At 70.4% G+C, this 24,413-nt stretch carries 24 protein-coding genes; 15 read left to right on the top strand and 9 right to left on the bottom strand.

Going from position 1 to position 24,413, the window contains the following annotated elements; all coding sequences use genetic code 11:
- Positions 1–36 precede the first annotated feature (36 nt).
- From AB2U09_RS15755 to AB2U09_RS15745, 3 genes are all read right to left on the bottom strand, one after another.
- Entirely contained in the window at positions 37–549 is a 513-nt protein-coding gene (locus AB2U09_RS15755) for a winged helix-turn-helix transcriptional regulator (RefSeq protein WP_459193679.1), read from the bottom strand.
- Positions 546–884, bottom strand: a complete 339-nt coding sequence (locus AB2U09_RS15750; protein ID WP_459193678.1) for a DUF7471 family protein — start codon at positions 882–884, stop codon at positions 546–548. Before AB2U09_RS15750 ends, AB2U09_RS15755 begins: the two co-directional genes overlap by 4 nt.
- 79 nt (positions 885–963) lie before the next feature.
- Complete coding sequence (locus AB2U09_RS15745) at positions 964–2,418, bottom strand: hypothetical protein (RefSeq protein WP_459193677.1); 1,455 nt, start codon at positions 2,416–2,418, stop codon at positions 964–966.
- Between the two features lie 103 nt (positions 2,419–2,521).
- On the opposite strand from AB2U09_RS15745, the gene AB2U09_RS15740 reads away from it, so the two are divergent.
- Positions 2,522–3,745: an outer membrane protein assembly factor BamB family protein gene (locus AB2U09_RS15740; RefSeq protein WP_459193676.1), complete on the top strand. Its 1,224-nt coding sequence runs from the start codon at positions 2,522–2,524 to the stop codon at positions 3,743–3,745.
- Between the two features lie 31 nt (positions 3,746–3,776).
- On the opposite strand, the gene AB2U09_RS15735 is transcribed toward AB2U09_RS15740, so the two are convergent.
- On the bottom strand, positions 3,777–4,649 hold the full coding sequence (locus AB2U09_RS15735; RefSeq protein WP_459193675.1) for a ZIP family metal transporter: 873 nt from the start codon (positions 4,647–4,649) through the stop codon (positions 3,777–3,779).
- Positions 4,650–4,769: 120 nt separating this feature from the next.
- Here AB2U09_RS15735 and AB2U09_RS15730 point away from each other — a divergent pair, with 120 nt between their 5' ends.
- Both AB2U09_RS15730 and AB2U09_RS15725 read left to right on the top strand, forming a co-directional pair.
- Positions 4,770–5,426, top strand: coding sequence for a rubrerythrin family protein (locus AB2U09_RS15730; RefSeq protein WP_459193674.1), 657 nt, complete (start codon positions 4,770–4,772; stop codon positions 5,424–5,426).
- A gap of 69 nt (positions 5,427–5,495) precedes the next feature.
- Positions 5,496–5,717: a DUF7535 family protein gene (locus AB2U09_RS15725; protein ID WP_459193673.1), complete on the top strand. Its 222-nt coding sequence runs from the start codon at positions 5,496–5,498 to the stop codon at positions 5,715–5,717.
- 15 nt (positions 5,718–5,732) lie between these two features.
- On the opposite strand, the gene AB2U09_RS15720 is transcribed toward AB2U09_RS15725, so the two are convergent.
- The 3 genes from AB2U09_RS15720 to AB2U09_RS15710 form a co-directional block, all read right to left on the bottom strand.
- Positions 5,733–8,063, bottom strand: coding sequence for a xanthine dehydrogenase family protein molybdopterin-binding subunit (locus AB2U09_RS15720; protein WP_459193672.1), 2,331 nt, complete (start codon positions 8,061–8,063; stop codon positions 5,733–5,735).
- Between the two features lie 287 nt (positions 8,064–8,350).
- Positions 8,351–8,857: a 2'-5' RNA ligase family protein gene (locus AB2U09_RS15715; RefSeq protein WP_459193671.1), complete on the bottom strand. Its 507-nt coding sequence runs from the start codon at positions 8,855–8,857 to the stop codon at positions 8,351–8,353.
- Positions 8,858–8,921: 64 nt separating this feature from the next.
- Entirely contained in the window at positions 8,922–9,104 is a 183-nt protein-coding gene (locus AB2U09_RS15710) for a DUF7554 family protein (RefSeq protein ID WP_459193670.1), read from the bottom strand.
- A 114-nt stretch (positions 9,105–9,218) separates the two neighbouring features.
- On the opposite strand from AB2U09_RS15710, the gene AB2U09_RS15705 reads away from it, so the two are divergent.
- From AB2U09_RS15705 to AB2U09_RS15650, 12 genes are all read left to right on the top strand, one after another.
- Positions 9,219–10,334, top strand: coding sequence for a DUF7345 domain-containing protein (locus AB2U09_RS15705; RefSeq protein WP_459193669.1), 1,116 nt, complete (start codon positions 9,219–9,221; stop codon positions 10,332–10,334).
- A 153-nt stretch (positions 10,335–10,487) separates the two neighbouring features.
- Positions 10,488–11,609, top strand: coding sequence for a hypothetical protein (locus tag AB2U09_RS15700; RefSeq protein ID WP_459193668.1), 1,122 nt, complete (start codon positions 10,488–10,490; stop codon positions 11,607–11,609).
- 359 nt (positions 11,610–11,968) lie between these two features.
- The gene (locus AB2U09_RS15695; protein ID WP_459193667.1) at positions 11,969–13,219 is read left to right on the top strand and encodes an argininosuccinate synthase; all 1,251 of its coding nucleotides are present in this window, start codon (positions 11,969–11,971) and stop codon (positions 13,217–13,219) included.
- 1 nt (position 13,220) lies between these two features.
- Positions 13,221–14,747, top strand: coding sequence for an argininosuccinate lyase (gene argH / locus AB2U09_RS15690; RefSeq protein ID WP_459193666.1), 1,527 nt, complete (start codon positions 13,221–13,223; stop codon positions 14,745–14,747).
- Between the two features lie 216 nt (positions 14,748–14,963).
- Positions 14,964–15,128 carry a lysine biosynthesis protein LysW gene (lysW, locus tag AB2U09_RS15685; RefSeq protein WP_006882170.1) on the top strand — a complete coding sequence of 55 codons (165 nt, stop codon included), beginning with the start codon at positions 14,964–14,966 and terminating at the stop codon, positions 15,126–15,128.
- A 2-nt stretch (positions 15,129–15,130) separates the two neighbouring features.
- Positions 15,131–16,027, top strand: coding sequence for a lysine biosynthesis protein LysX (gene lysX, locus AB2U09_RS15680; protein WP_459193761.1), 897 nt, complete (start codon positions 15,131–15,133; stop codon positions 16,025–16,027).
- On the top strand, positions 16,024–17,064 hold the full coding sequence (gene argC, locus AB2U09_RS15675) for an N-acetyl-gamma-glutamyl-phosphate reductase (RefSeq protein WP_459193665.1): 1,041 nt from the start codon (positions 16,024–16,026) through the stop codon (positions 17,062–17,064). The genes lysX and argC overlap by 4 nt, the downstream gene beginning before the upstream one ends.
- A gap of 14 nt (positions 17,065–17,078) precedes the next feature.
- Complete coding sequence (locus AB2U09_RS15670; RefSeq protein WP_459193664.1) at positions 17,079–17,936, top strand: acetylglutamate/acetylaminoadipate kinase; 858 nt, start codon at positions 17,079–17,081, stop codon at positions 17,934–17,936.
- 2 nt (positions 17,937–17,938) lie between these two features.
- Complete coding sequence (locus tag AB2U09_RS15665) at positions 17,939–19,072, top strand: aspartate aminotransferase family protein (RefSeq protein WP_459193663.1); 1,134 nt, start codon at positions 17,939–17,941, stop codon at positions 19,070–19,072.
- Positions 19,065–20,168 (top strand): [LysW]-lysine hydrolase, encoded by a 1,104-nt coding sequence (locus AB2U09_RS15660; RefSeq protein WP_459193662.1) that lies wholly within the window; start codon positions 19,065–19,067, stop codon positions 20,166–20,168. The genes AB2U09_RS15665 and AB2U09_RS15660 overlap by 8 nt, the downstream gene beginning before the upstream one ends.
- Positions 20,165–21,055, top strand: a complete 891-nt coding sequence (gene argF / locus AB2U09_RS15655) for an ornithine carbamoyltransferase (RefSeq protein ID WP_459193661.1) — start codon at positions 20,165–20,167, stop codon at positions 21,053–21,055. The genes AB2U09_RS15660 and argF overlap by 4 nt, the downstream gene beginning before the upstream one ends.
- Before the next feature lie 199 nt (positions 21,056–21,254).
- Positions 21,255–21,533: a DUF5789 family protein gene (locus AB2U09_RS15650; RefSeq protein WP_459193660.1), complete on the top strand. Its 279-nt coding sequence runs from the start codon at positions 21,255–21,257 to the stop codon at positions 21,531–21,533.
- A gap of 524 nt (positions 21,534–22,057) precedes the next feature.
- Here AB2U09_RS15650 and thrC read toward each other — a convergent pair.
- Together thrC and AB2U09_RS15640 are read right to left on the bottom strand one after the other, a co-directional pair.
- Positions 22,058–23,338: a threonine synthase gene (gene thrC, locus AB2U09_RS15645; RefSeq protein WP_459193659.1), complete on the bottom strand. Its 1,281-nt coding sequence runs from the start codon at positions 23,336–23,338 to the stop codon at positions 22,058–22,060.
- Between the two features lie 62 nt (positions 23,339–23,400).
- Entirely contained in the window at positions 23,401–24,390 is a 990-nt protein-coding gene (locus tag AB2U09_RS15640; RefSeq protein ID WP_459193658.1) for a CapA family protein, read from the bottom strand.
- Positions 24,391–24,413: the final 23 nt, after the last annotated feature.

Genomic DNA, 24,413 nt, shown 5'->3' with positions numbered 1-24,413 from the left:
GGGGACGGGGCTGGCGGTCGGCCGCCGCGGACGGAATTACTCCGCGAGCAGGCGGTCCAGTAGCGTGGCGAAGCGGTCGACCATCCGGCTGGACAGCGAGGGGTCGACGGTGCGGAGGTGCCGGGCGGTCTCCGCGGGCGCTTCGAGCACGAGCGTCACGCGGCCGCGGTCGTCGCGGCGCTTGGCGACGATTTCGAGGTCGGTCAGCCGGTCGAGGTGCCACTCCAGCGTGCTCCGGGCCACGTCGATCTCCTCGGCGACGGTCCCCGGTGCGGTGGGTCCCCGGCGGAGGAGCACGGCGACGAGGTCCGCAGCGGTCTCCCGGCGCAGCGTAGCGAGCGCGCGGCGCTCGAAGTCCTCGCACTCCGGCGGGTAGTAGTGGGTCCGCCCGTAGAGGTCCGCGGAGACGACCCGGTCGCCCAGCCGGCGCAGGTGGTACTGGACCTGTCCCGGCGCGAGGTCGAGCTGGCGGACGAGTTCGCTGAAGTACACGCCCGGGTTCTCGGCGACGTGGGAGGCGATCCGTTCGCGCGTGTCGGTCCCGGTCATCGCGGCTCACCCGGCGTGACCGATTCGGTCGTCCGCGCGTAGTAGATGGCCGCGAGCAGGAACGTGGCGAGCATCGCGTCGAGGGCGTGCTCGGCGAAGTGGTGGAGCGCGGCGTCGAGCGGCCCGAACATCGCCAGCCCGGAGACGACGGTCCGGGCGACCAGCGCGCCCAGCGCGAGCACGACCAGCAGGTACGAGCGCGAGCCCCGCTGGCCGAGCGCCGCGACGCCCAGGGCGAGCAACAGGCCGGAGCCGACGCCAGCCAGCAGGTGGACCCCGAGCAACATCGGGTCCGGCGCGGGCGGCGCGTGGGCGACCGGGCGGAACGGTGTCACGGGTCCGGCTAGCCGCCCGGGTTATCTAAGTGAGTCGCTTCGATCGTCCGAGTCCATCGAGTCCGGTGCCCGAAGCGATTCAGCCGGCGATCGGCATCGAGACGATCCACAGCGAGAGCACCGTGTAGCCGACCATGACGACGACCAGCGGCGCGTGGCCGCGGCGGGCGTGTGCCCCGGCGCCGTACCGACCGACCGCGACCCGGTGGGCGGCGACGACCGCGACGAGGTGTCCGGCGACGACGAGCGCGACCTGCGACGCCCAGAACGCCCCGACGGGGAGGGCCGCGAGCGGGTCAAGCGAGCCGCCGGCGGTCCCGAGCGCGAGGTCGCGGACGACGGCGACCGCCCCGCCGAGATTGGCCGCGACGTACGGGTAGTTGTGCGCGACCTCGTAGGCGGCCGCGATGGGGACGACCGTCCCGCCGAACGCGGCCGCGGCCGACACTCCCGACAGCGACGGGTCGGTTCCGTCCCGCGGTTCGTCGTTCGACTTCCGCCCGAACCGGTCGGCGAGTGCGGCCGCGAGCGCGAACGACGCGAGGAAGACCGCGAGCCCCAGCGCGTACAGCCCGACGCTCGCGGCGCCGACGCCGACGGCGTCCCGGGCGACCGCGAGCAGTGCCCGGTAGGTCCGGGTCGCGGTGAACCCGTCGAAGCTGACGGTGTAGACCGCCGCGACGACGAACGCGACCAGCGAGGCGTCCGCCAGCGGGCGCGCCGGGGCGGTCCACGGCACGCGGACTGCGATCGTGGCAGCGCCGTCGTCGGTCCGGCAGACGGACAGCGGGGCGACCCGGCCGAGGAGGGCGAACAGCACCGCGAGCGCGTCGGCGCGGGCGAACCACTCCCGACCGAACGCGACGCCGCCGACGAGCATGAGGGCGGCGTACCCGCCGGCGACGGCGACGGTGATCCGCGGCGAGCGCGTCGCGACGGTCAGGTTCTCCAGCACGCCGACCCCGAAGACGAACCCGGCCACGGCAGGCCACGCGCCCAGTCGTTCGGGGTACTCGCCGAGGACGGCGATCTGCCGCCCTTCCAGTGTGACGAGCGCGTCGTAGCAGGTCTCCCACGGTGAGAGGAGGCGCCACGGCGACCCCGCGACGACGGCGAGCAGGCCGACGCCCTTGAGGACGAGCGGCCAGACGACGAGCGTCGCGAGGTTCCCCGCGGCGACCTGCCGGCCGAGGAGCCCGTGCGCGAGCGCGCCGACGAACAGCGCGAGGAAGCCGATCCGGACGGCGAGCACTCCCGGGCGGACGAGAGCGGGCGGAAGCACCGCGACCGTCCGCTGGCCGTGGCCGGTCGCGGCGCGGTCGCCGACGCCGAGCCAGAGGGCCGTCAGCCCGACCGTCGCGCCGGCGCCGGCGAAGACGAGCGGCAGCGGCACCGGCGCGGCGAACTCCCGGACGGCGAGTTCGTGCGCGCTCGCGACACCTGCGGAAGCCACGACGGCGACGACTCCGAGGGCGGCGACAACCGCGCGACGAGCCGCTGCGCGGCCGAGTCCGCCGCCGTCGCGCGGTGACATACCCGCGAGTCGGACGAGCGCGGGCAAAGGGGCTCTGGTACGGGCGTCGAATCCGGCTACGGGGTCGGAAGCGCTTTGCCCGCCCCCCGGCGAGGACGAGACGATGCGAACCCGCACGGCCGCCGCGCTGGTCGCCCTCCTCTTCGTCTTCGCGGGCGCCGGTGTCGCGGCGCTCTGGGTGCTCCCCGGCGGCGGAGGCACGCTGACGGAACTGTGGGTGAGCGACACCGCGCGGGCCAACGACTTCAACCACCACGGCGTCGGCGCCACCGAGGGCGTGGTCGTCGCGCCGGTCACGGCAGTCCGGGGCGCGGAGAATCACACCCGCCGGTCCTGCTCGCTGAACCGGCTGGCCGTCCCGAACGGGAGCGTCCGCTGGTGGACGGGCGTCCCCCCGGAGCGCTGTTTCAGCCACGCGCTCACGAAGCCCGCTATCGCCGACGTGACCGGCGACGGCGCGCCCGAAGTGATCGCCGGGACGACCGAGAACGCTACCGTCGCCCTCGACGCGAGCGACGGGAGCGAGCGGTTCCGGATCCCGACGCGCGCCTACGGCTACGCGAAGCCGACGATCGCCGACGTGCTCGGCGACGGCCGCCCGGAGATCGTCGCGAGCGACGTCTCCGGCGACGTCCACGTCGCGGCCGGCGACGGGACCGTCCGGTGGCGGGGGAACGTCTCCGGCATCGTGTACGCGTCGCCGGTCGCGACCGACCTCGACGGCGACGGTGCGTCGGAGGTCGTCGTCGCCAGCCGCGAGGAGACGGTCGCCTTCGCGAACGACGGCCGGGTGCTGTGGCGCCGCGGCGCGGGCGCCAACGACGCGGCCGCCGCAGTCGTCGACGGGGAGGCGGTCGTGGTCGTCGCGGGCAACGACGGCGTGGTCGCGCTAGACGGGGCGACCGGGGATCGGCTGTGGAACCGCTCGGCGGCGGGGTCGCCGTCGCTGGGCGCGCTCGCCGACGGCGACGGAGACGGCACGCCGGAAGCCTACGTCAGCGAGGCAGGATCGATCGTGCGAGCGCTCGACGCGAGCGACGGGAGCGAGGAGTGGCGGACGCGGCTCGCGACCGACGAGGGAAGCGTCACGCCCCCGGCCGTCCTCGCTGACCTGACCGGCGACGGCGACCGCGAACTCGCGGCCGTGACCAACGGCGGGACAGTCGCGGTCCTCGACCCCGCGTCCGGCGCCGAGCTGGCGGCCTACGAGCGCGACGTGCCGATCTGGACCGGCGCGACGCCGGCGAACCTTACCGCCGCGTCCGGCGACGAACTGCTGGTCCGCTACGGCGACGGGCGCGTCGTCGCCCTCGCCTACGACGGGTGAGCGGGCCGGGTAGCGGTGACGGCGGCGGCAGTCACGCCAGCGAGATGTCGAGGTAGAGCATGACGACGACGCCGACGATGGTGCCGAGCGTCGCGATCCGCTCGTTGCCGCGGAGATGGGTCTCGGGGACGATCTCGTCGCTGATGACGAACAGCATCGCGCCCGCCGCGAAGCCCATCGCGTAGGGGAGGATGGGCGCCGCCAGCGTGACCGCGAGCGCGCCCAGCAGGACGAGCGGGATCTCGACGATCCCGGACCGGATCCCGGTGAGAGCGGCGTAGAACTTCCGGTCGAGGCCGGCGTTGACGGCGGCGACAGACACCGCCAGTCCCTCGGGGACGTTCTGGATACCGATCGCGAGCATGAGCGCGACGGCGTCGCCGAGAGTCGGCACGTTCGTCGCCCCGGGTGGGACCGGCGCAGCCGCCGACCCGAGCCCGACCCCCACGGCGAGCCCTTCGGGCATGTTGTGCAGCGTGATCGCGAGGATGAACAGGATCACCGAGGCGAACCGGTCTTCCCCATCGGACTGGTCGTCCTCGGGGTTGGCCGCGTCCTCGCGGCGCTTGCCGGTCAGCAGGTAGTGAGCGTGCGGGACGAGTACGTCAGCGCGGTCGAGCGCGAGCGCGCCCAGGAGGACGCCGCCGAGGACGGGGAGCGGGTTCGCGCCCGGCGTGGCCTCGATCCCGGGGAGGATGAGGCTCGTGAAACTCGCCGCGAGCATGACGCCGGCGGCGAACCCGAGCGCACCGTCGAGCGCGCGCTCGGAGGGGTCGCGCCAGACGAACACCAGCGACGCGCCGAACAGGTTGAGGCCGGCGATGACCACCCCCCCGATCAGCGCCTGGACGACGAGCGTCTGCCCGCTCAGCATATCGACGAGCGCGTCGGCGGGTCCGACCATTCTGTATCGCGGCGACGAAGTGCGGGCACTTAAAGGTCGTCTCGTGGCCCCGGGAGGGTGAGGCCCCGCCCCGCTCGTCGCCGACCGGACATATACCTGCGCGGCGCCCCAACGAAGCCCATGAACGGCCAGGAACTCGTCGACGCGGTACGGGACGAGCGGGCGACCGCGCTGGATCGGCTCGGGTCGGACAAGTACCTGATCGCCGCGACCGACGCCGACCTGGAGCGGGCGCCAGTCCTCCGGACCGTGGCGCAGTCGGCCGCCAGCGGCCGCGAGACGTTCCAAGGGTGGGCCGAGGAGGGAGTCGACGACGCGGCCTCGGCCTTCGAGACCGCCGCCGAGCGGGAGGCCGCCCACTTCGACCGCGTCGTCGAGTCGCTGGCGGGGCTGCCGAACGACGGCGCCGACGCCGCCGACACGCTCGACGCCGCGGACGACCCGGTCCACGCGGCGCTGGCCGAGACCGACGGGACGATCGAGCGGCTGGGCGCCGCCTTCGTCGGCCGTCCGCTCGTCGCCGACCGGACGCGGCTGCAAGCGGTCAACTTCTTCGTCAACGAGGCCGACGAGGGCCGGGCGGACCTGATCCGCGAGCTACGAACCGACGCCCAGACGCGACTGGAGGAGGGAATCGAGTTGCTCGATTCGGTCTGCGAGACGGACAGCGACTGGGAGCGTGCCCAGCGAGGCGCCGAGCGAGTCATCGACGCGGCCTACGACGCGTACGTGGACGCCCTCGAAGCGATGGGCGTCGACCCGAAACCGGTGTGCTAGGGGACGGCGGCACAGCCATGACGCCCGCTTTGGATCGGTTTTATCGCATCGTTCGTCTTACAGGTGGGTATGAGCGATGCGAGCGAATCCGACGACCCGGGCGCCGCGAAGAAACTGCTTCGGACGGTCACGCCGGGGACCGGACCCCGACCTGACGCGGAGATGGACTCGATCGGCTGGGCGCTGTTTCTCGGACTGGTGATCCTGCTGGTCCCGCTGCTCCCCTTCCTGATCGTCGGGTGGCTGTTCACGAAAGTGCTCGATTTCCTCGCGGGACAACGGGGCGAGTGAGTTCGTCCGGACGGCCTACTCCTCGGCCTCGCGGATCGCCGACCAGACGCGTTCTTCGGTCAGCGGCATGTCGACGTGGGAGATTCCGAGCGGTTCGAGCGCGTCGCAGACCGCGTTGACGATAGCGGGCGGCGCGGCGATGGTGCCCGCCTCGCCGATACCTTTCACGCCGAGGTCGTTGGTCGGACTGGGCGTGACCGTGGCCTCGGTCTGGATCTCGGGGACGTGGAACGACCGCGGGAGCGCGTAGTCGAGCATCGAGTCCGTTTCGAGGGTACCGTCGTCGGCGTAGACGGCCGTCTCGTAGCGCGCCTGGCCGATGCCCTGGGCGACGCCGCCCTCGACCTGCCCCTCGACGATGGTAGGGTTGACCCGCTCGCCGCAGTCGTCCAGGGCGACGTAGCGCTCGATCTCGACGTCGCCGGTGTCGGGGTCGACGGCGACGGCGACGACGTGGGTGCCGAAGGTGTAGGCCGTCTCCTCCTGCTCGAAGAACGTCGTCGCCTCGAGGCCGGGATCCATGTCTTCGGGAACGCCCCAGCCGTAGGCCGCCTCCGCGACGTCGGCGAACGTGCAGGTCTCGCCGTCGGGCGCGGCGAACTCGCCGTCGTCGTACTCGATCGCGGCTTCGGGTGCATCGAGGACGTTCGCGGCGAGTTTGAGAGCCTTCTCGCGGACCGCACGAGCGCTCTCGGCGATGGCGTTGCCGCCGGTGATGGTGGAGCGGCTGCCGAACGTGCCGGTTCCGGTGGGCGTCGCGTCGGAGTCGCCCTCGTTCACGTCGATGTCGTCGTAGTCGACGCCGAGTTCGTCGGCGACGATCTGGGCGTAGGTGGTCTCGTGCCCCTGGCCGTGGGAGTGGGTGCCGGCGTAGACCGTAACCGTGCCGTCGGGGTGGGCGCGCACGACGCCGCTCTCGTGGCCGCCGCCGGTCGACTCGACGTAGCAGGCGAGGCCGACGCCGATGTAGCGCCCCTCTTCGTCGCGGTCGGGGCGATCGCGGAGGTCCCCCCAGCCGGCCGCATCGAGGGCTTCGTCGAGCCCGAGTTCGTAGTCGCCGCTGTCGTAGGTGGCGCCGACAGCGGTCTCGTGCGGGAAGTCGGTGAGCTGGTTCTGCCGGCGGAGTTCGGCGGGGTCGAAGCCGAGTTCGCGGGCGGCGGCGCCGACGCAGCGCTCGATCACGTAGTTGGCCTCCGGGCGGCCCGCCCCGCGGTAGGAGTGGATCGGCGTCGTGTTGGTGAACACGGCTCGCGTCTCGCAGTGGATGGCCGGGACGTCGTACTGACTCGACAGGAGCGAGCCGTACCAGCCGGGCATGCCGAGGCTGCCGCCGAGGCCGTAGCCGCCGACGTTGGCGTCGGTCTCGACGCGCAGTCCGCGCATGGTCCCGTCGTCGTCGACGGCGAGTTCGGCCGTCGTCCGGTGGTCGCGGCCGTGTGCGCCGGCGTAGTAGTTCTCGCTGCGCGTCGCGGTCCACTTCACGGGCTTGTCGAGGTCCATTGCCGCGAAGGCGGCCGCGGCCTCGCCGGGGTGGTGGTGGCCCTTGTGGCCGAACCCGCCGCCCACGGAGGGTGCGAGAACGCGGATGTCGCTCTCGGGGAGGCCGAGCGTGGTCGAGAGCTTCCCGCGGTGGCCGTGGGGCGACTGGGTCGTCATCTCGACGGTCAAGCGCTCGTCGCCGGCGTCCCAGCGGGCGATCGCTGCTCGGGGCTCCAGCGCGTTCGGGATGAGCCGGTTGTTCGTCAGGTCCACCTCGACGACGTGATCGGCTTCGGCGACGGCCGCGTCGGTCTCCTCGGCGTCGCCCAGGTGGGACGTGGCCGCCACGTTGTCCGGCGCGTCGTCGTAGACGGTCGGCGCGTCGGGCTCCTGCGCCGCCCGCTGGTCGACGACCGCTGGGAGCGGGTCGTAGTCGACGTCGACCGCATCGGCGGCGTCCCGAGCGCGATAGCGGTCCGCGGCGACGACGGCGGCGATCGGCTGGCCCTGATACCGGACCCGGTCGCGGGCGAGCACCGGGTGGCCCGGCGGGTCGCAGTCGAGGCCGTGGGTCGAGATGGGCAGCACGCCCGGCACGTCCGAGGCGGCGATGTCCTCCCAGGTGTAGACGGCCTCAACGCCGTCCATCGAGGCCGCAGCGGCCGCGTCGACGGATTCGATCTCGGCGTGGGCCTCGTCGCTCCGGACGAACGTGAGATACGTCAGGCCTGGCGCGTCGACGTCGTCGGTGAACGTGGCGTCGCCGGTGAGCAGGGCCGCGTCCTCGCGACGGGCGACCCCCTCGCCGACGAGCCCCTCGGCGTCGGGTGTGTCGTCCGAATCGTCCGCCGGCGCGTCCTCGGTCATGGCTACTACATCCGGCGACAGCGGCTAAACTGTTGTCCCGCTCTACGAGGAGTTGCGATGTGAGTCTCGAACGGGGGAGCAGCGACAGCAGACAGCACGACGCGATCACCGCGAGTCAAGACAGCATGAAAGGGGCCGGTGCTCTCGACGAAGGCCGACGAAGTAAGCACCGCAGGGCGGAGCCCGAGGAGCGCAGCGAGGCGCCCGAGTCGAGAGCGCCGGGGGCTTTCATGCTGCCCTGTTCACAGTCGCACAAGACCTAGTTCTTCTTGCACCGGTTCGTACTCCTACCCCAGCGACACGGAACTCACCGACTGACCGTGTTCGGCGTCCCAGAACTCCAGCCGTTCGACGGCCCACTCGACGGGGTCGAACGGGGTATCGCGCAGGTCGGCGGCGCGCTGGACGGAGCCGCCGCGGGCGACCGTGATGTGCGGGACGTACTCCTCACCTTCGATGTCGTCGACGGGGTCGAACGCCTCGCAGAGCCGGCGGTGGAGGGATTCGAGGCCGGGGCTCTCGACGGTGAGATAGACGACAGGGCCCTCACCGCGGGGGACGTCAGTGAAGACGTCGACGCCGTCGACGCGGACCTCGAAGGGGGGTTCGCCGGCGAGGACCTCGCGGGCGCGGGCTTCGATCTCGTGGTAGGTGGCGGCGTCGCCGGTGCCGAGGCGCTTGGCGACGAGGGTGTGCTCGCCGCGGGGGCGGACCTCGGCGGTGCCGAGGCGCGTCCCGAGGTCGCCGGCGAGGGCCGCGACCGTCCCGGGGACGGGGACGTTGAGACTGTACACGGATGTGTGGACGGGATCGCCGGCGAAAAGACCGTCGGACGACGGCAGGGGCCGGCGCGACGGATCAGATGCGGTCGAGCAGCCAGAGGACGATAAGGACGACGATGACCAGCCCGAACACCGACTTCAGCGGCCCGAGGACCATCGAGATCGCGGCGTCGAGTATCTCGATCGCGATCCAGACGATCACGAGCACGAGGACGACCTTCAGCAGCGCCTCGACCTCGATGTCTGCCCGGGAGTCCATGACCGGGCGCTCGACGGCCACTCGCAAATGCCTTGTGGGCGTCGGCTTGTGGACGCGTGGCGAACCCGGCCCACGTCACAAAGCCTTTCGCGGTTCAGGCCAACCCGAGTGACGATGAGAGACGCGTCGCGGCAAGTCGCCGCCTGGGTCGCGGCCGCACTGCTGTGTCTGTCGGCCGTCGGTCCCGCCGTCGGGGCCGCGAGCGGCCCGGGATCGGCTGACGAGCGGGCGTTCGCGGTCGATAGCGGCGTCGCCGCCCAACAGCAGGGCCCGGCGTTCCAGTCGGCGGTCGACCCGGACGTGGTGATGCTCCGCGCCGACGTCGGTGAGGACGGCACCGCCCAGTGGACGGTCGCGTTCCGGGTCAGGCTGACCGACGAGAACGAGACCGCCGCCTTCGAGTCGGTCCAGGCCGACGTCGCGGAGAACGCCACCGCCTTCACCAGCCAGTTCGCGACGGGGATGGAGCGGACCGTCGCGAGCGCCGAGAACCGGACCGGCCGCGAGATGTCTCTGGAGAACGTCACCGTCACCGCGACGACGGAGCGGCTCCCCCAGAAGTACGGCGTACTTACCTACCGCTTCCGGTGGACGAACTTCGCCACGGTCGACGGCGACCGCCTGCGGATCGGCGACTCGCTGTCGGGCTTTTTCCTCGACGGCGAATCGTCGCTCACGCTGGCCTGGCCGGAGGGGTACGAGCGCCAGTCGGTGACCCCCCAGCCCGACGAGAGCGGCGATACATCGGTCACCTGGCGCGGACCCGCTGACCTCGGGCCGGACGAACCGCGCGTCGTCGCCGCGCCCGCGGGCGGGCTCCCCACCACGCTGCTCGCGGTCGCCGCGCTCCTGCTCGTCGCGCTGGCGGCCGGCGGGTGGCTCTACCGCTCGCGGAGTGGCGGCGAAGACTCCGACGAAGACGGCTCCAGCGCCGAGACCAGTGGGCCAGCGACCGGCGCAATGGGAGAGGACGGTGCGACCGACGCCGCGGACGCGGACACCGCCCCCGACGAACCGCCGGAGGAGTTGCTGAGCAACGAGGAACGGGTGCTCCGCCTGCTGGAGGAGAACGGCGGCCGGGTCAAACAACAGCGGATCGCCGGCGAACTCGACTGGACCGACGCCAAGACCAGTCAAGTCGTCGGCGACCTCCGCGAGGACGACGCCGTCGAGACGTTCCGCATCGGCCGCGAGAACGTCGTCACTCTCCCCGAAGAGAGTGACTTGTAGCTTTCGGCCGTTCATTCCGCCGCTCGACGGCTAGACCTCGATTATCGCGAGACAGCGGTTCTGTGTTCGACGTCGAAAACGGCCTTAATCCGGGTTGAATCGGGTTGGGGATCGGGGATATATATGGAGACAGGGGACTATGATGGGAGTGAGATGGTCGAAGCATCACCCGTCGCCGCGGCGCTGCTGCTCGTCTTCGGGGCGGTCGGCGCCGTTCCGGTCGCCGCGCTGGCGGGCTCGGAAGCGGGAGCCCAACAGGTGGCGACCGATGGGAACGAGTCGGTGGCGCCCGGTGAGCAGTTCGCGGGCGTCGTCGGTGTCCAACAGGCCGAGGTGTCGAGCGAAGTCGACGCCCGGGCGTTCGGCCAGCGGGTCGCCGCCGCGGGGTCGAACCGGTCGAGCGCCGGCGTCGTCGCCGCGGAGGTCGGCGACCTGGACGAGCGGCTCGCCGACCTCGAATCGCAACTGTCGGAACTGGAGCGGGCCCACGAGAACGGGACGGTGAGCGAGGGGCAGTACCGCGCCCGTCTGGCGAAGCTCCACGCCGAGCAGCGTGCGATCGAGCGCCGGCTGAACCAGACCGAGCAGGTCGCCCGCAGGCTGCCCTCGGAGGCGCTGGAGGCGAAAGGCGTCAACGCGACCGCGATCGACCGGCTCCGGACGAAGGCAGGCGAGATGACCGGGCCGGAGGTCGCCGCGGTCGCGCGGTCTATCGCGGGCAAGAACGCCGGTAAGGGGATGGGCGGCCCGGCCGCCGCGGGTCCACCGGCGTTCGCCGGGAACCGAACCGGCGCGAACGCGTCGGACGCCCCGGGAAACGGTAACGCGGGGCCGCCGGCCGACGCCGGCCCCGGAGCCGAAACCGGACCGCCCAGCGCTGCCGGCCCGAACGACGGAGCACAGAACGAATCCGGTCCGCCGACCGACGTCGGCCTGAGCGGCGCCGGACCGAGCAACGACACCGGCGGCGCGAACGACGCCGGTTCCGACGGCGAGGCCGGTCCGCCCGCGGACGCCGGTCCCGGCAACGAGACCGCCGGCGGTAACGGCGAGGCCGGCTCCAACGGCGCCGGTTTCGGCGCCGAGAACGTTACCAGCGGCGGTGACGCTGCTGGGAACGCTACCAGCGGCGATAGTGCCGGCAACGCCGATGGCGGTAGCGACGGTGGGACCGGATCGAACGGCGCTGATACCGGAGACACCGGCCGGAGCAGCGACGGGGGCGCCGACGAGGGTGCGGCCCGGTCTGCCGTCCCCCTGTTCGAGCGGATCTGATCGGCCGTCAACGGAGCGGGCCAGCAATTTCTGCCCGCCCGTGCGAACGGCTAACAGACGATAGCGGGCCGCTCGGTGTCGGTTCGCAACCTTTTAGTAGCGAGTTGTCGGTAGTAGCAGGTACATGGCTTCGACCCGCACTCCCGGCACGCAGGCCGCGTCGAGTGGCGGGTCCGCCGACCGACTTTTCGCGCGTCGGAGCGCGGCGCCGACCGGCGTCGACGCCCGACGACCGCGGCGACGACGACCGGGCCGTTAGGCCCGAAATTACTACTCCCATCGTCGCCACGTCTCGTTTCCAACTCCCGCCACCGTCGGGTTCCGGGCGGACATCTCACCCGACAGTCACCACACAACACATGACATCCGACCCATCCGGCACTGTCGCGCTCGCCTTCTCCGGCGGGCTCGACACGACAGTCTGCGTCCCGCTCATCAAGGAAGAGTACGGCTACGACGACGTCATCGGCGTCACCGTCGACGTCGGCCAGCCCGCAAAGGAGTTCGACGAGGCCGAGGAGACCGCCGAGGAACTCGGCCTCGACCACTACGTCGTCGACGCCAAGGAGGAGTTCGCCGACCTCTGTCTCCAGTCCGTCAAGGCCAACGGCACCTACCAGGGCTACCCGCTGGGCACCGCGCTCGCACGCCCGGTCATCGCCAACGCCATCCTCGAAGTCGCCGAGGAACAGGGCTGTAGCGCCCTCGCCCACGGCTGCACGGGGAAGGGCAACGACCAGCTCCGCTTCGAGGCCGTCTGGCGCGCCTCGGACCTCGACGTCCTCGCGCCCGTGCGCGAACTCGGCCTCACCCGCGAGTGGGAGAGCGAGTACGCCGCCGAGAAGGGCCTGCCCGTCGAGGGCGGCGACGGTGGCCGCTGGAGCATCGACACCAATCTCTGGAGCCGCTCGGTCGAGGGCTCCGAGCTCGAAGACCCCGCCCACGTCCCCGGCGAGGAGATTTACGACTGGACGACCGCACCGGGCGGCGCCGAGACCGAGACGCTGGAACTCACCTTCGAGGAGGGCGTGCCGGTCGCTCTCGACGGCGAGGAGATCGGCGCGGTCGAACTCATCGAACAGCTCAACGAGCGCGCGGGCAAGCACGGCATCGGCCGCTCGGACATCATGGAGGACCGCATGCTCGGGCTCAAGGTCCGCGAGAACTACGAGCACCCCGCAGCGACCGTGCTGCTGAACGCCCACGAGGCCCTCGAGAGCCTCGTCCTCACGCAGGAAGAGCGCGCGTTCAAACAGCAGATCGACCAGCGCTGGGCCCAGAAGGGCTACGAGGGGCTCGTCGACGCGCCGCTGACGAAGGCGCTCGAAGGCTTCATCGAGCAGACCCAGACGAAGGTCACCGGCACGGTGACCGTCAAGCTGGACGGCGGGCAGGCCCGCCCGGTCGGCCGCGACAGCGAGTACGCGGTCTACAGCGAGTCCGCGGCCTCGTTCAACGAGGAAGCGGTCACCGACGACATCGAACAGGACGACGCCACCGGCGTCGCGAAGTACCACGGCTTCCAGTCGCGCCTGGCCAACCGCGTCGCCGAGAACGTGGCGGCGAAGCAGGCCGAGGCGGCGACGGACGGCGGCCAAGACGACGAGTAAGATGAGCGACGGCGAGGACACTCCCGACGAGACCGGTGAGTCGCCCGGTGCGAGCAATGGCGACGGCCAGAGCGGCGGGACCGCGATCCGCCGGGACCGCTTTTCCGGCGGGCCGGCGCGCGGGTTCATGTCCTCGCTGGCCGCCGACGAGCGGATCTTCGCGGCGGACCTGCAGGTCGACCGCGCGCACGTCGTGATGCTGGCCGAGCAGGGCATCGTCGACGACGAAGACGCGAGCGCGATCCTGGCAGCGCTGGACGACGTGGAAGCGGCGGGCCACGGCGAGTTGCCCGACGCCGAGGACGTCCACGAGGCGATCGAGACGGCGGTCATCCAGCGCGTCGGTCCCGAGGGCGGGCGGATGCACACCGCCCGCTCGCGCAACGACGAGGTAGCGACGTGCATCCGGTATCGCCTGCGCTCGGACCTCTTCGAGGCGCTGGAGACGGTGGTCGGCGCGCGTGAGCAGTTACTCGACGCCGCCGCCGAGCACACCGAGACGGTGATGCCCGGGTTCACCCACCTGCAGTACGCCCAGCCCGTGACCGTGGCCCACTGGATACTCTCCTACGAGGGACCGCTGGCCCGCGATACGGAGCGGTTGCTCGCGGCGCTTTCCACGACGAACCAGTCGCCGCTGGGCGCGGCGGCGTTCGCGGGGACGCCCTTCGATGTCGACCGCGAGCGCACGGCCGAACTGCTGGGATTCGACGGGACGGTAGCGAACTCGATGGACGCCACGTCCTCCCGTGATTTCCTCGTCGAGACGACGAGCGCCCTGACGACGCTGGCGACGACGCTGTCCGGCATGGCCGAGGACCTGGTCGTCTACAGCGGCCGGGACTACGTCGAGATCAGCGACGACTACGCCTCGACGTCGTCGATCATGCCCCAGAAGAAGAATCCCGACACGCTGGAGATCGTCCGCGCCACGGCCGGCGAGGCCCAGGGCGCGCTCCAGCGGTTGCTGACGACGCTGAAGGGGCTGCCCCGGTCGTACAACATCGACCTGCAGGAGGCGACGCCGCCGGCGTGGACCGCCGTTGATTCGGTGCCGCCCGCGCTGGAAGTGGCGACGGGCGCGCTGACCACGGCGGAGTGGCACGAGGACGTGCTCGCCGCGGAAGCGGCGGCCGGGTTCTCGACGGCGACCGGCGTCGCCGACAGGCTGGCGATGGCCGGCGTGCCCTTCCGGACGGCCCACGAGGTCGTGGCGGCGGTCGCCGAGGATCTCGATCCCGGACGGGACGCCCCCGAGATCGCCGAGCTGGAGGCCGCCGCCGAGGAGATTCTCGGCGAGCCGCTGACGGCGTACGTCGACGAGGAGACGCTGGCGGCGACGCTCGACCCGGTCGAGAGCGTGGCGATGCGCGACTCGGCCGGCGGTCCCGCGCCCGACGCGGTCGAAGCACAGATCGAGAGCGCCCGCGAGCGGCTGACGGGCGACGAGGACGCGGTCGCCGAGCGCCGCGACGCCGTGGCCGGCGCGCTCGAATCGCTCGAAGCGGAGGTGGCCGACTATGTCTGAGCGCGAGGCCGCCCGGACCCGCCCCCACATCGACCCGCACCACCGACCACAGCCGCTCCCACGACCCCCGCGAGGGGAACTACCACCAAACTGATACAGTGTACGGACTGTCCACGAAATCGGGCTCGCGACGCGGTTAGCGGGGCGTATGCGTAATTAACTTCTTTTGATAGGTTCGAAGCCTTTAAGTGTATCCCAGTGCGAGTAGCGGGTACGATGGCAGAATGCGTCGAGTGCGGGGCGGAGGTAACCCTGCACGACGGCATCGAGATAGGAGAGATCGTCGACTGTGGCACCTGCGGTGCGGAGCTGGAAGTCGTCGACACCGAACCTCCAGTCCTCGAGACGGCACCGGAGCTCGAAGAGGACTGGGGTGAGTGAGAGTGAACGTCGGCATCCTCTACTCCCGGATCCGCCGGGACGAGAAGCTCCTGCTGAACGAGCTGCGTGAGCGCGACCACGAGGTCGTCAAGGTCGACGTCCGCAAGCAGCGCTTCGGGCTCTCCGAGGTTCCCGAGGACATGCAGGACGTCGACGTGCTCGTCGACCGCTGTCTGGCGACGAGCCGCTCGCTGTACGCCACCCAGTTCGCCGAGGCCTACGACATCCCGGTCGTCAACGCCGCCGAGACGGCGGAGGTCTGCGCGAACAAGGTGAAAAACAGCCTCGCGCTGGAGCAGGCGGGGGTCCCGACGCCGGCGACGGACGTGGCGTTCACCAAAGACGCCGCGCTGGAGAGCATCGAGGACTTCGGCTACCCCTGCGTCCTCAAGCCCGTGATCGGGTCGTGGGGCCGCCTGATGGCCAAGATCGACTCCCGGTCGGCCGCCGAAGCGATCCTCGAACACAAGGAGACGCTGGGCCACTACGAGCACAAGGTCTTCTACATCCAGGAGTTCGTCGACAAGCCGGGCCGCGACATCCGCATCGTCGCGGTCGACGGCGAGCCGATCGCCGGCATGGTCCGTTCGTCGGACCACTGGCTGACCAACGCCGCCAAGGGTGCCGAGACCGCCGAGATCGAGATCACCGACGAGATGCGCGAGCTGGTCGCGACCGCGAGCGACGCGGTCGGCGGCGGGCTGCTGGGCATCGACCTCATGGAAACCGGCGTGGACGACGACGGGAACCCGTCGGGCTACACCGTCCACGAGGTCAACCACACCGTCGAGTTCAAGGCGCTCAACGAGGTCACCGACGTCGACGTGCCCGCCGAAGTCGTCGACTGGCTGGAGGAACGCGCGGGTGCCGACGAGGAAACCGCAGAGGCAGCGACATGAGCGAATACACCGCATCGGTCGTCGGCGGCTCGGGCTTCACGGGCGGGGAGCTGCTGCGCCTGCTCGCCGGCCACCCGGAGTTCGAGATTACGCAGGCGACCAGCCGTTCGAAGGAGAACAAGACGGTGGGCCACGCCCACCCGAACCTCCGCGACCTGGACCTGCGCTTCTCCTCGCCGGAGGAGCTGGAGAGCGTCGACGTGCTGTTCGCGGCGACGCCCCACGGCGTCTCGATGGAGCAGATCGACCAGTTTCAGGAAGCGGCCGACACCGTCGTCGACCTCTCGGCGGACTTCCGGCTGGACAGCGAAGCGCAGTACGACGAGTGGTACGACGGGCACACGCGCCCGGAACTGCTGGAGGACGCCGTCTACGCGCTCCCCGAGGTCACGCGCGACGAGCTGCCGGGCGCGGATCTCATCGCCTCCGGCGGCTGTAACGCGACGGCGACGATCCTCGGACTGAAGCCGCTGGTCGAGGACGGCATCCTCTCCGGCGACGAGCAGGTCGTCGTCGACGTGAAGGTCGGCTCCTCGGAGGGCGGCGCTGGAGGCGGGGAAGCTTCCAGCCACCCCGAGCGCTCGGGCGTCGTCCGCCCGTACGCGCCGACGGGCCACCGCCACGAGGCCGAGATCGAGCAGTTCCTCGGACTGGACGTCTCCTTCACCGTCCACGCGGTGGACATGATCCGCGGCGCGAGCGCGACCTGTCACGTCTTCCCGGGTGAGCCCGTCTCGAAGGGCGACCTCTGGGGAGCGTACCGCGGCGAGTACGACGAGGAGCCGTTCGTCGAACTCGTCGCGGGCGGGGGCGGCGTGTATCGCTACCCCGAGCCGAAGGCGGTCGCGGGGACGAATCGTGCGGAGGTCGGGTTCGAACTCGACCCCGGAAACAAGCGCCTCGTCGTCTTCTCGGCGATCGACAACATGATGAAGGGCTCGGCGGGGCAGGCGGTCCACGCCGCCAACGTCGCGCTCGGCATCGAGGAGACGGCGGGACTGGAGTTCCAGGGCCTCCACCCGGTCGGGGCCCCCTGAGCAGGTGATTTTTCGTGACTACAGTCGTCAAGATCGGCGGTGCCCGCGCGGTCGACCCCGCGGGCGCCCTGGCGGACGTTGCAACGCTCACTAACGACGACGGCGAGGACGTCGCGGTCGTCCACGGCGGCTCGACGGCCGTCGACGAGACGCTCGAACGGCTCGGCATCGAGCCGGAGTACGTCGAGACGCCCTCCGGCGTCGTCGGCCGGTTCACCGACGAAGACACCATGGAGGTCTTCGAGATGGTGTTCGGCCACCTCAACACGCAACTGGTCGCCGGCCTGCAGGGCCAGGGCGTCGACGCCGTCGGCCTCAATGGAGTGGACGGGAAACTCCTGTACGGGCCGCGCAAGTCCGCCGTCCGCGTCATGGAAGACGGCAAGCGCAAGATCCGTCGCGGGGACCACTCCGGGACGATAAAGCGGGTCAATTCGGACCTGCTGGAGACGCTGTTCGCCGACGGCTACACCCCGGTCGCCTCCCCGCCGATGGCCGGCAAGGACGACGACGAGGTCGTCCCGGTCAACACGGACGCCGACCGCTCGGCGGCCCACGTCGCGGGCGCGCTGGAGGCGACGCTCGTCCTGCTGACGGACGTCGAGGGCATCTACGCGGACCCGGACGACCCGTCGACGCTCATCGAGACCGTCGAGACGAGCGAGGAGTGGGCGGCCCTCGAAGACGCCGCCGAGGGCTTCATGGAGCGGAAGGTGATGGCGATCCAGGAAGCCATCGAGGGCGGCGCCGACGAGGTCGTCGTGGCGGACGCCAACGCCGAGGAGCCGATCCTGTCGGCGCTCGACGGCGGCGGCACGCACGTCTACGCGTCGGCACTTTCAGATACTGCGGAAGCGGACACGGAGACATAACGATGACCGGATTCGTCTTTTCCGAGAAACCTATCCAGATCGAATCGGGCGACGGCACCGTCCTGTACGGCGACGACGGCACGGAGTACCTCGACTTCGGGGCCTCCTACGCCTGCGTCCCGCTGGGCCACGGCCACGAGGCCGTCCACGACGCCGTCACCGAGCAGTTCGAGAAGCTGACCTACGTGCAGGCGTCGTACCCGAACGCCGCGCGGACGGCGCTGTACGAGCGCCTCGCCGACTCGGCGCCCGACCCCATCGAGTACACGTGGCTCTGTAACTCGGGGACCGAGGCCAACGAGGCGGCGCTGAAGTTCGCCCGCTCGGCCACCGACAAGTCGAAGATCGTCGCGACGATGAAGGGGTTCCACGGCCGGACGATGGGCGCGCTGGCGACGACGTGGAAGGACAAGTACAAGAAGCCCTACGAACCGCTGATGGGCGACGTGGAGTTCGTCCCCTACGACGACGGCGACGAACTCGCCGACGCCGTCGACGAGGACACCGCGGCCGTCATCGTCGAACCCGTCCAGGGCGAGGGCGGCATCAACCCCGCCTCCGCCGAGTACCTCCAGCGCGCTCGCGAGGTGACCGAGGAGTCGGGCGCGGCGCTCATCTTCGACGAGGTCCAGACGGGCATGGGAAGGACTGGAACGCTGTGGGCCTGCGAGCAGTCGGGCGTGACGCCAGACATCCTCACGACCGCGAAGGGGCTGGGCAACGGCTTCCCGGTCGGCGCGACGCTGTGTCGCGAGTGGATCGCTGACAACTACGGCAGCCACGCCTCGACGTTCTCGGGCGGGCCCGTCATCTCCGCGGCCGCGGGGACGACCGTCTCGACCGTCGTCGAGGAGGACCTGCCGAGTCACGCCGGCGACGTGGGCGCGTACATGCAGGAGCGCCTCGAAGCGGAGATCGGCGACGAGGTGCGCGAGGTGCGCGGCGAGGGCCTGATGGTCGGCGTCGAGGTCGGCCGCGGCGCCAACCGCGCGCTGAAGCAGCTCGCCCTGAACCACGGGATCCTCGCGCTGCCGGCCGGTCGAACGGTCGTCCGCTTCCTCCCGCCGCTGACCGTCAGCGAGGAGGAGGTCGACCAGGTCGTCGACGCCATGGCGGAGGTCGTCGGCGATGACTGAGAGCGAGGGCGCCGCCGCGGACGACGGTGACGACGGCGAGGAACCGGCCCCCGACCTGCCCGCCGACGAGGAAGCGCGCGAACTGCTGATCGACGTGGTCGACACGCCCTCCGTGACCGGCGAGGAGGAAGAAGCGGCGGGGGTTCTCGTCGACTTCTTCGAATCCCACGACCGCGAGGTGTGGGTCGACGAGGTCGGCAACGTCCGCGCGCCCGCCGACGACAGCGTCCTGCTGACCTCCCACATCGACACCGTGCCGGGCGACATCCCCGTGCGCGTGGAAGAAAGCGAAGACGGCGAAGAAGTGCTGTGGGGTCGCGGGAGCGTCGACGCGAAGGGGCCGCTGTGCTCGATGGCCGTCGCGGCCGTCCGGACGGGCGCCTCCTTCGTCGGCGTCGTCGGCGAGGAGGTCGATTCGCGGGGTGCGCGCCACCTCGTCGAGGACCGCGACGAAGAACCGGGGGCCGTCGTCAACGGCGAGCCCTCGGGCTGGGACGGCATCACGCTCGGCTACAGGGGCCTGCTCGCGGGCACCTACGTGGCCACCTCGGAGTCGGGCCACTCCTCGCGCCCGGAGAACAACGCCATCCAGGACGCCATCGGCTGGTGGTCCGACGTGGAGACGGAGTTCGGCCACGACGAGTGGGTGCCCGTCTTCGAGCGGGTGACGGCCAAGCCCATCAGTTTCGAGGGCGGCATCACCGACGACGGCCTCTCGGTGGAGGCGACGGTGGACGTGCAGCTGCGCGTCCCCCCGGAGCAGACGACCGAAGAGGTGCGCGAACTCGCGGACGGCCACCTCTCGAACGGCACCGTCCACTGGCACGACGCGGTCGAGCCGGTGATGCAGAGTCCGCGGACGGCGGCCGGTCGGGCGTTCCGCGTGGCGATCCGACAGACCGGGGGCGACCCGCGGCTCCTGCGCAAGACCGGCACGAGCGACATGAACATCTTCGCCCAGGAGTGGGACTGTCCGATGGTGACCTACGGCCCCGGCGACTCGGACCTCGACCACGCACCTGACGAGCACGTCTCGCTGGCGGAGTACGACCGCGCCGTGGCCGTCCTCGAAGCCGCGACGGAGCAACTACAATGAACTTCCTCGACGTCGACGACCTCACGACCGACGAACTGGCGACCGTCCTCGACCGCGCGGCCACGATCAAGGCCGACTACGAAGAGAGCGGTGCGAGCGACCACCTCGACGGCCAGACCCTCGGGATGATCTTCGAGAAGCCCTCGACACGGACCCGGGTGTCCTTCGAGACGGGGATGACCCAACTCGGCGGCCACGCCGTCTTCCTCGGCCCGGACGACATCGGGCTGCACGGCCGCGAGCCGGTGAAAGACATCGCACGGGCGCTCGGCCGCTACGTCGATTTCGTGATGGCCCGCGTGTTCGACCACGACGACATCGTCGAACTCGGCGAGTACGCGGAGGTGCCCGTGATCAACGCGCTGACCGACGACGCCCACCCCTGCCAGACGCTCGCCGATCTCTTGACCATCCACGAGCACTTCGGCGACGACGTCTCGGTCGCGTGGGTCGGCGACGGCAACAACGTCTGCCAGTCGTTCGTCCTCGGCGCGGCGATGCGCGAACTCGACCTCACCGTCGCGACCCCCGAGGGCTACGGCGTCGACGGCGACGTGCTGGACCGCGCGGCGGAACTCGGCGGGGAGCCGACGGTGTCGAACGACCCCGAGGCGGCCGTTGCCGACGCCGACGTGGTGTACACCGACGTCTGGGTCAGCATGGGCCAGGAAGACGAGCGCGAGGAGAAACTGGCGGCCTTCGACGGCTTCCAGATCACTCCCGAGTTGCTCGGCGACCGCGCGCTGATGCACTGCCTGCCCGCCCACCGCGGCGAGGAGGTCACCGACGCCGTCATCGAGAGCGACAACGCCATCGTCTGGGACCAGGCGGAGAACCGCCTGCACGCCCAGAAGGGCCTGCTCGCGTGGCTGGCGGAACAAGAGTAGCATCCGCGCGAGCGGAGCGAGCGCGGCTTTTTCGCCCACGTTTTTGCGCGAGTGGTACTCGCAGGGAGCGGAGCGACCGAGGACAGCCGAACAGCAGCGCCTGCTTTCGGGAGTCGACGACCGCGACGAGACGCGATTATCATAATTGTTGCTCTAACCGAGTGATTTATAATGATATACTCGAGTTGTGCGGGTACAGATGCGGATCACAGAGACGCAACAGTTGTTCAACCAATCGTTCGACTACCCGATGGACGCAGCGACGGCCGCCGACGCGTTCGGCGACGTGGAGATCGAGGCCCCGACTGGCGATACGACGACGGTCGAAGCAGTGCTCGAACGGTCGAACGTGTCGACCTACGAGTCGGCCGACGACGTCTTCACCGCGATGATGAGCAACCTCGACGAATCGTTCATCGGCCGCAAGTACTACGACGACCGCGGCGACAACCAGCCCCACCCCAAGCGAAGCTGGTAGGAATCTCGGTCGCTTCGATTTTTGGCTGTGGGCTGAGTGCGAATCCGGCAGCAGGCGACGGCTTCACCGCTAGCAGTTACTGTCACCGCAGTAGACGGGAAGCGTCGAAAGCCCTCGGCTCGCTCGCTAGCAGCAACTGCGACAGCAACCGCAGGGAACAGCAGGTGATGAAAGCCCTCGGCGCGCTCACTAGGAGTTGTAGTGACGGCAACCGCGGGGAATACTGAGAGATGAAAGCCCTCGGCGTGCTCGCGGTCGCTGAGGCGGGATATCCGCGCTCTCCGCACCGCCCGCGCGGATAGTGCCCGCTCAGGCGACTCCATAAACGCGAGCCCGCCTCGCCCTTTCAGTCCACCAGGGACCGCACCGCGACCGCAACAGCAACCGCACCGCAGCCGGCCACACGCCTCCCCAGCCGATTCCATCGGTCGCTTCGCTCCCTCAGTCATCCCTCGCACGATGCTGTCGCGCGACGAGACGCGCGACAGCGCGCGCCAGAAGAAAAGCCAGTCGGCGAAATCGCGTTATTCGCCGAGGTGGTCGAGGACGGCTTCGGTGTCGTTGGGGACGGGTTCGGGTTCGCCGCCGGCCTCGTAGGCGGCTTCGGGGTCCTTGAGCAGGTGCCCCGTCGTCAGGCAGACCACGTCCTCGTCGGCCTCGATTTCGCCGGTCTCGCGGAGTTTGCGCAGGCCGGCAATGGAGGCTGCGGAGGCGGGTTCGACGCCGACGCCTTCCTCGGCGAGCGAGCGCTGGGCGTCGGTGATCTCCTCGTCGGACACGGCGACGGCGGTGCCGCCCGTCTCGCGGATGCCCGGCAGGGCCTTCGGGGCGTTGACGGGGTTACCGATGCGGATTGCGGTCGCGCGGGTCTCGACGTCCTCCCAGCGGCGGACCTCGTCGTTGCCCTCCTCGATGGCCTCGACCATCGGCGCAGAGTTCTCGGCCTGGACGCCGGTGAGCTTGGGGACTTCGTCCTCGTCGATAGCGCCGACCTTCCGGAGCTCGCGGAAGCACTTGTACAGCGCGGCGGTGTTGCCGGCGTTGCCGACGGGCAGGACGATCCGGTCGGGGTAGCGCCCTTCGTCGGCGTGGAAGCGCTCCATGATCTCGAGGCCGATTGTCTTCTGGCCCTCGAGGCGGAAGGGGTTCAGCGAGTTGAGCAGGTACGCCTCGCCGCGGGCGGCCAGATTCTGGACGATGTCGAGACAGGAGTCGAAGTTCCCGTCGACTTCGAGGATGCGGGCGCCGTGGAGGCTCGCCTGAGCGACCTTGCCGGCGGCGACCTTGCCCGCGGGGAGCAGGACAAGCGTCTCCATGCCGGCGCGGGCGCCGTAGGCGGCCAGCGCAGCGGAGGTGTTGCCGGTCGACGCGCAGGCGAGGCGGTCGACGCCGACCTCGCGGGCGACGCGGACGCCGACAGTCATCCCGCGGTCCTTGAACGAGCCGGTGGGGTTCATCCCCTCGTGTTTAACTCGGAGCGTGTTCACGCCGGTCTCGTCTTCGAGTCGGGGAACGTAGTGCAGCGGCGTGCCGCCCTCGGGGAGGGAGACGCCCTCTTCGAAGGGCAGCGCGGCCGAGTAGCGCCAGACGCCGTAGGGGCCGCTCTCGGGCGTGCTGGCGCCGCCGAAGTCGTCCCACGTGGGCAGGTCGGCGTAGCGGACTTCGAGCAGGCCGTCGCAGTGGTCGCAGGTGTAGCGGATCTCCGCGAAGGGGGCGAACTGCTCGCCGCACTCGATGCAGGTGAGCCAGACGCCGTCGGTTGCCACGTCGGGCTCGGACTCCTCTAAGTCCAGGTGCGCGCTCATTGGTGGTGCTGGACGCCCGGCGACCAAAAGAGGGACGGTTGTCCCGCCGCCGGCTCTATCGCTCAGGGCACATCCAACACCAGCGCGTCGTCGTCACGCTCGAAGTGAGTCCCGAACGGCTCCGAGCGCTCGCGCATACGTTCCCGGGACCTCACGGCGGCCTCCGGGCCGGCCGCGTATACCGTCCGATCTGCAATTTCGATCGGTTCGAGTCGAAGCGAGCGGACGCCCGACTCGTCGACGTCGGCGACGAACAGGAACCCGCGGTCGTTGCGCAGCGTCGGGTCGACGCGGTAGTCGTCCACGAAGTCGCCGCAGTCGTGGAGCACGGGCGTCCCGTCGACGACTTCGACCCCCTGAAAGACGTGGGCGCTGTGACCGTGGACGAGGTCGACCCGCTCGGCGAGCCACTGGTGGAACGCCCGCAGTCGCTCGCTCGGTGCGGTCTCCATGTTCGGCCCGCCGTGGACCGAGGCGACGACGAGGTCCGGATCTCGGGCTCGTACGTCGGCGACCATCCCCTCGATGGCGGTCCGGGTCACCTCCTCGTTCGGGTCGAAATCGAGGTGGCAGACGCCCGGGCTGTCCGGCCCGGCTGCGTACTCCGGCGTGTTGTCCGTCGCCGCGATCACCGCGACATCGAGGTCGCCGACGGTGAAGAAGGCCGGTTCGCGGGCTTCGGCGATCGTTTCCCCCGCGCCGGTGTGGGCGATGTCCACGGCGTCGAGGTGGTCGAGCGTGTCGCGGAGCGCCGGCTCCTCGTAGTCCAGCAGATGGTTGTTGGCGAGACAGGCGCAGTCGACGCCCGCGGCGGTCAGCGCCTCGGTCGCCCAGTCCGGCGCCGCCCGGAAGTGGAACGGGCGGTCGGTGCGCGTCCACTTTCGTCCTCTCGTGGAGAGCGTACATTCGAGGTTGATCAGCAGCCCGTCCAGCGCGCGGAGACGGTCGTACACGTTCCCCCAGATCGCGTCGGCGTCGTTACCGGGCTGGACATAGCGCTCGTCGACCTGCCGCCCGAGCATCACGTCCCCCGTCAGACCGATTCGGGGCATGCGTGTACGTTTGGCATCGAGTG

This window comes from Halosimplex yunnanense, assembly GCF_054504345.1.
This window is presented reverse-complemented; position numbering and strand designations above follow the sequence as displayed.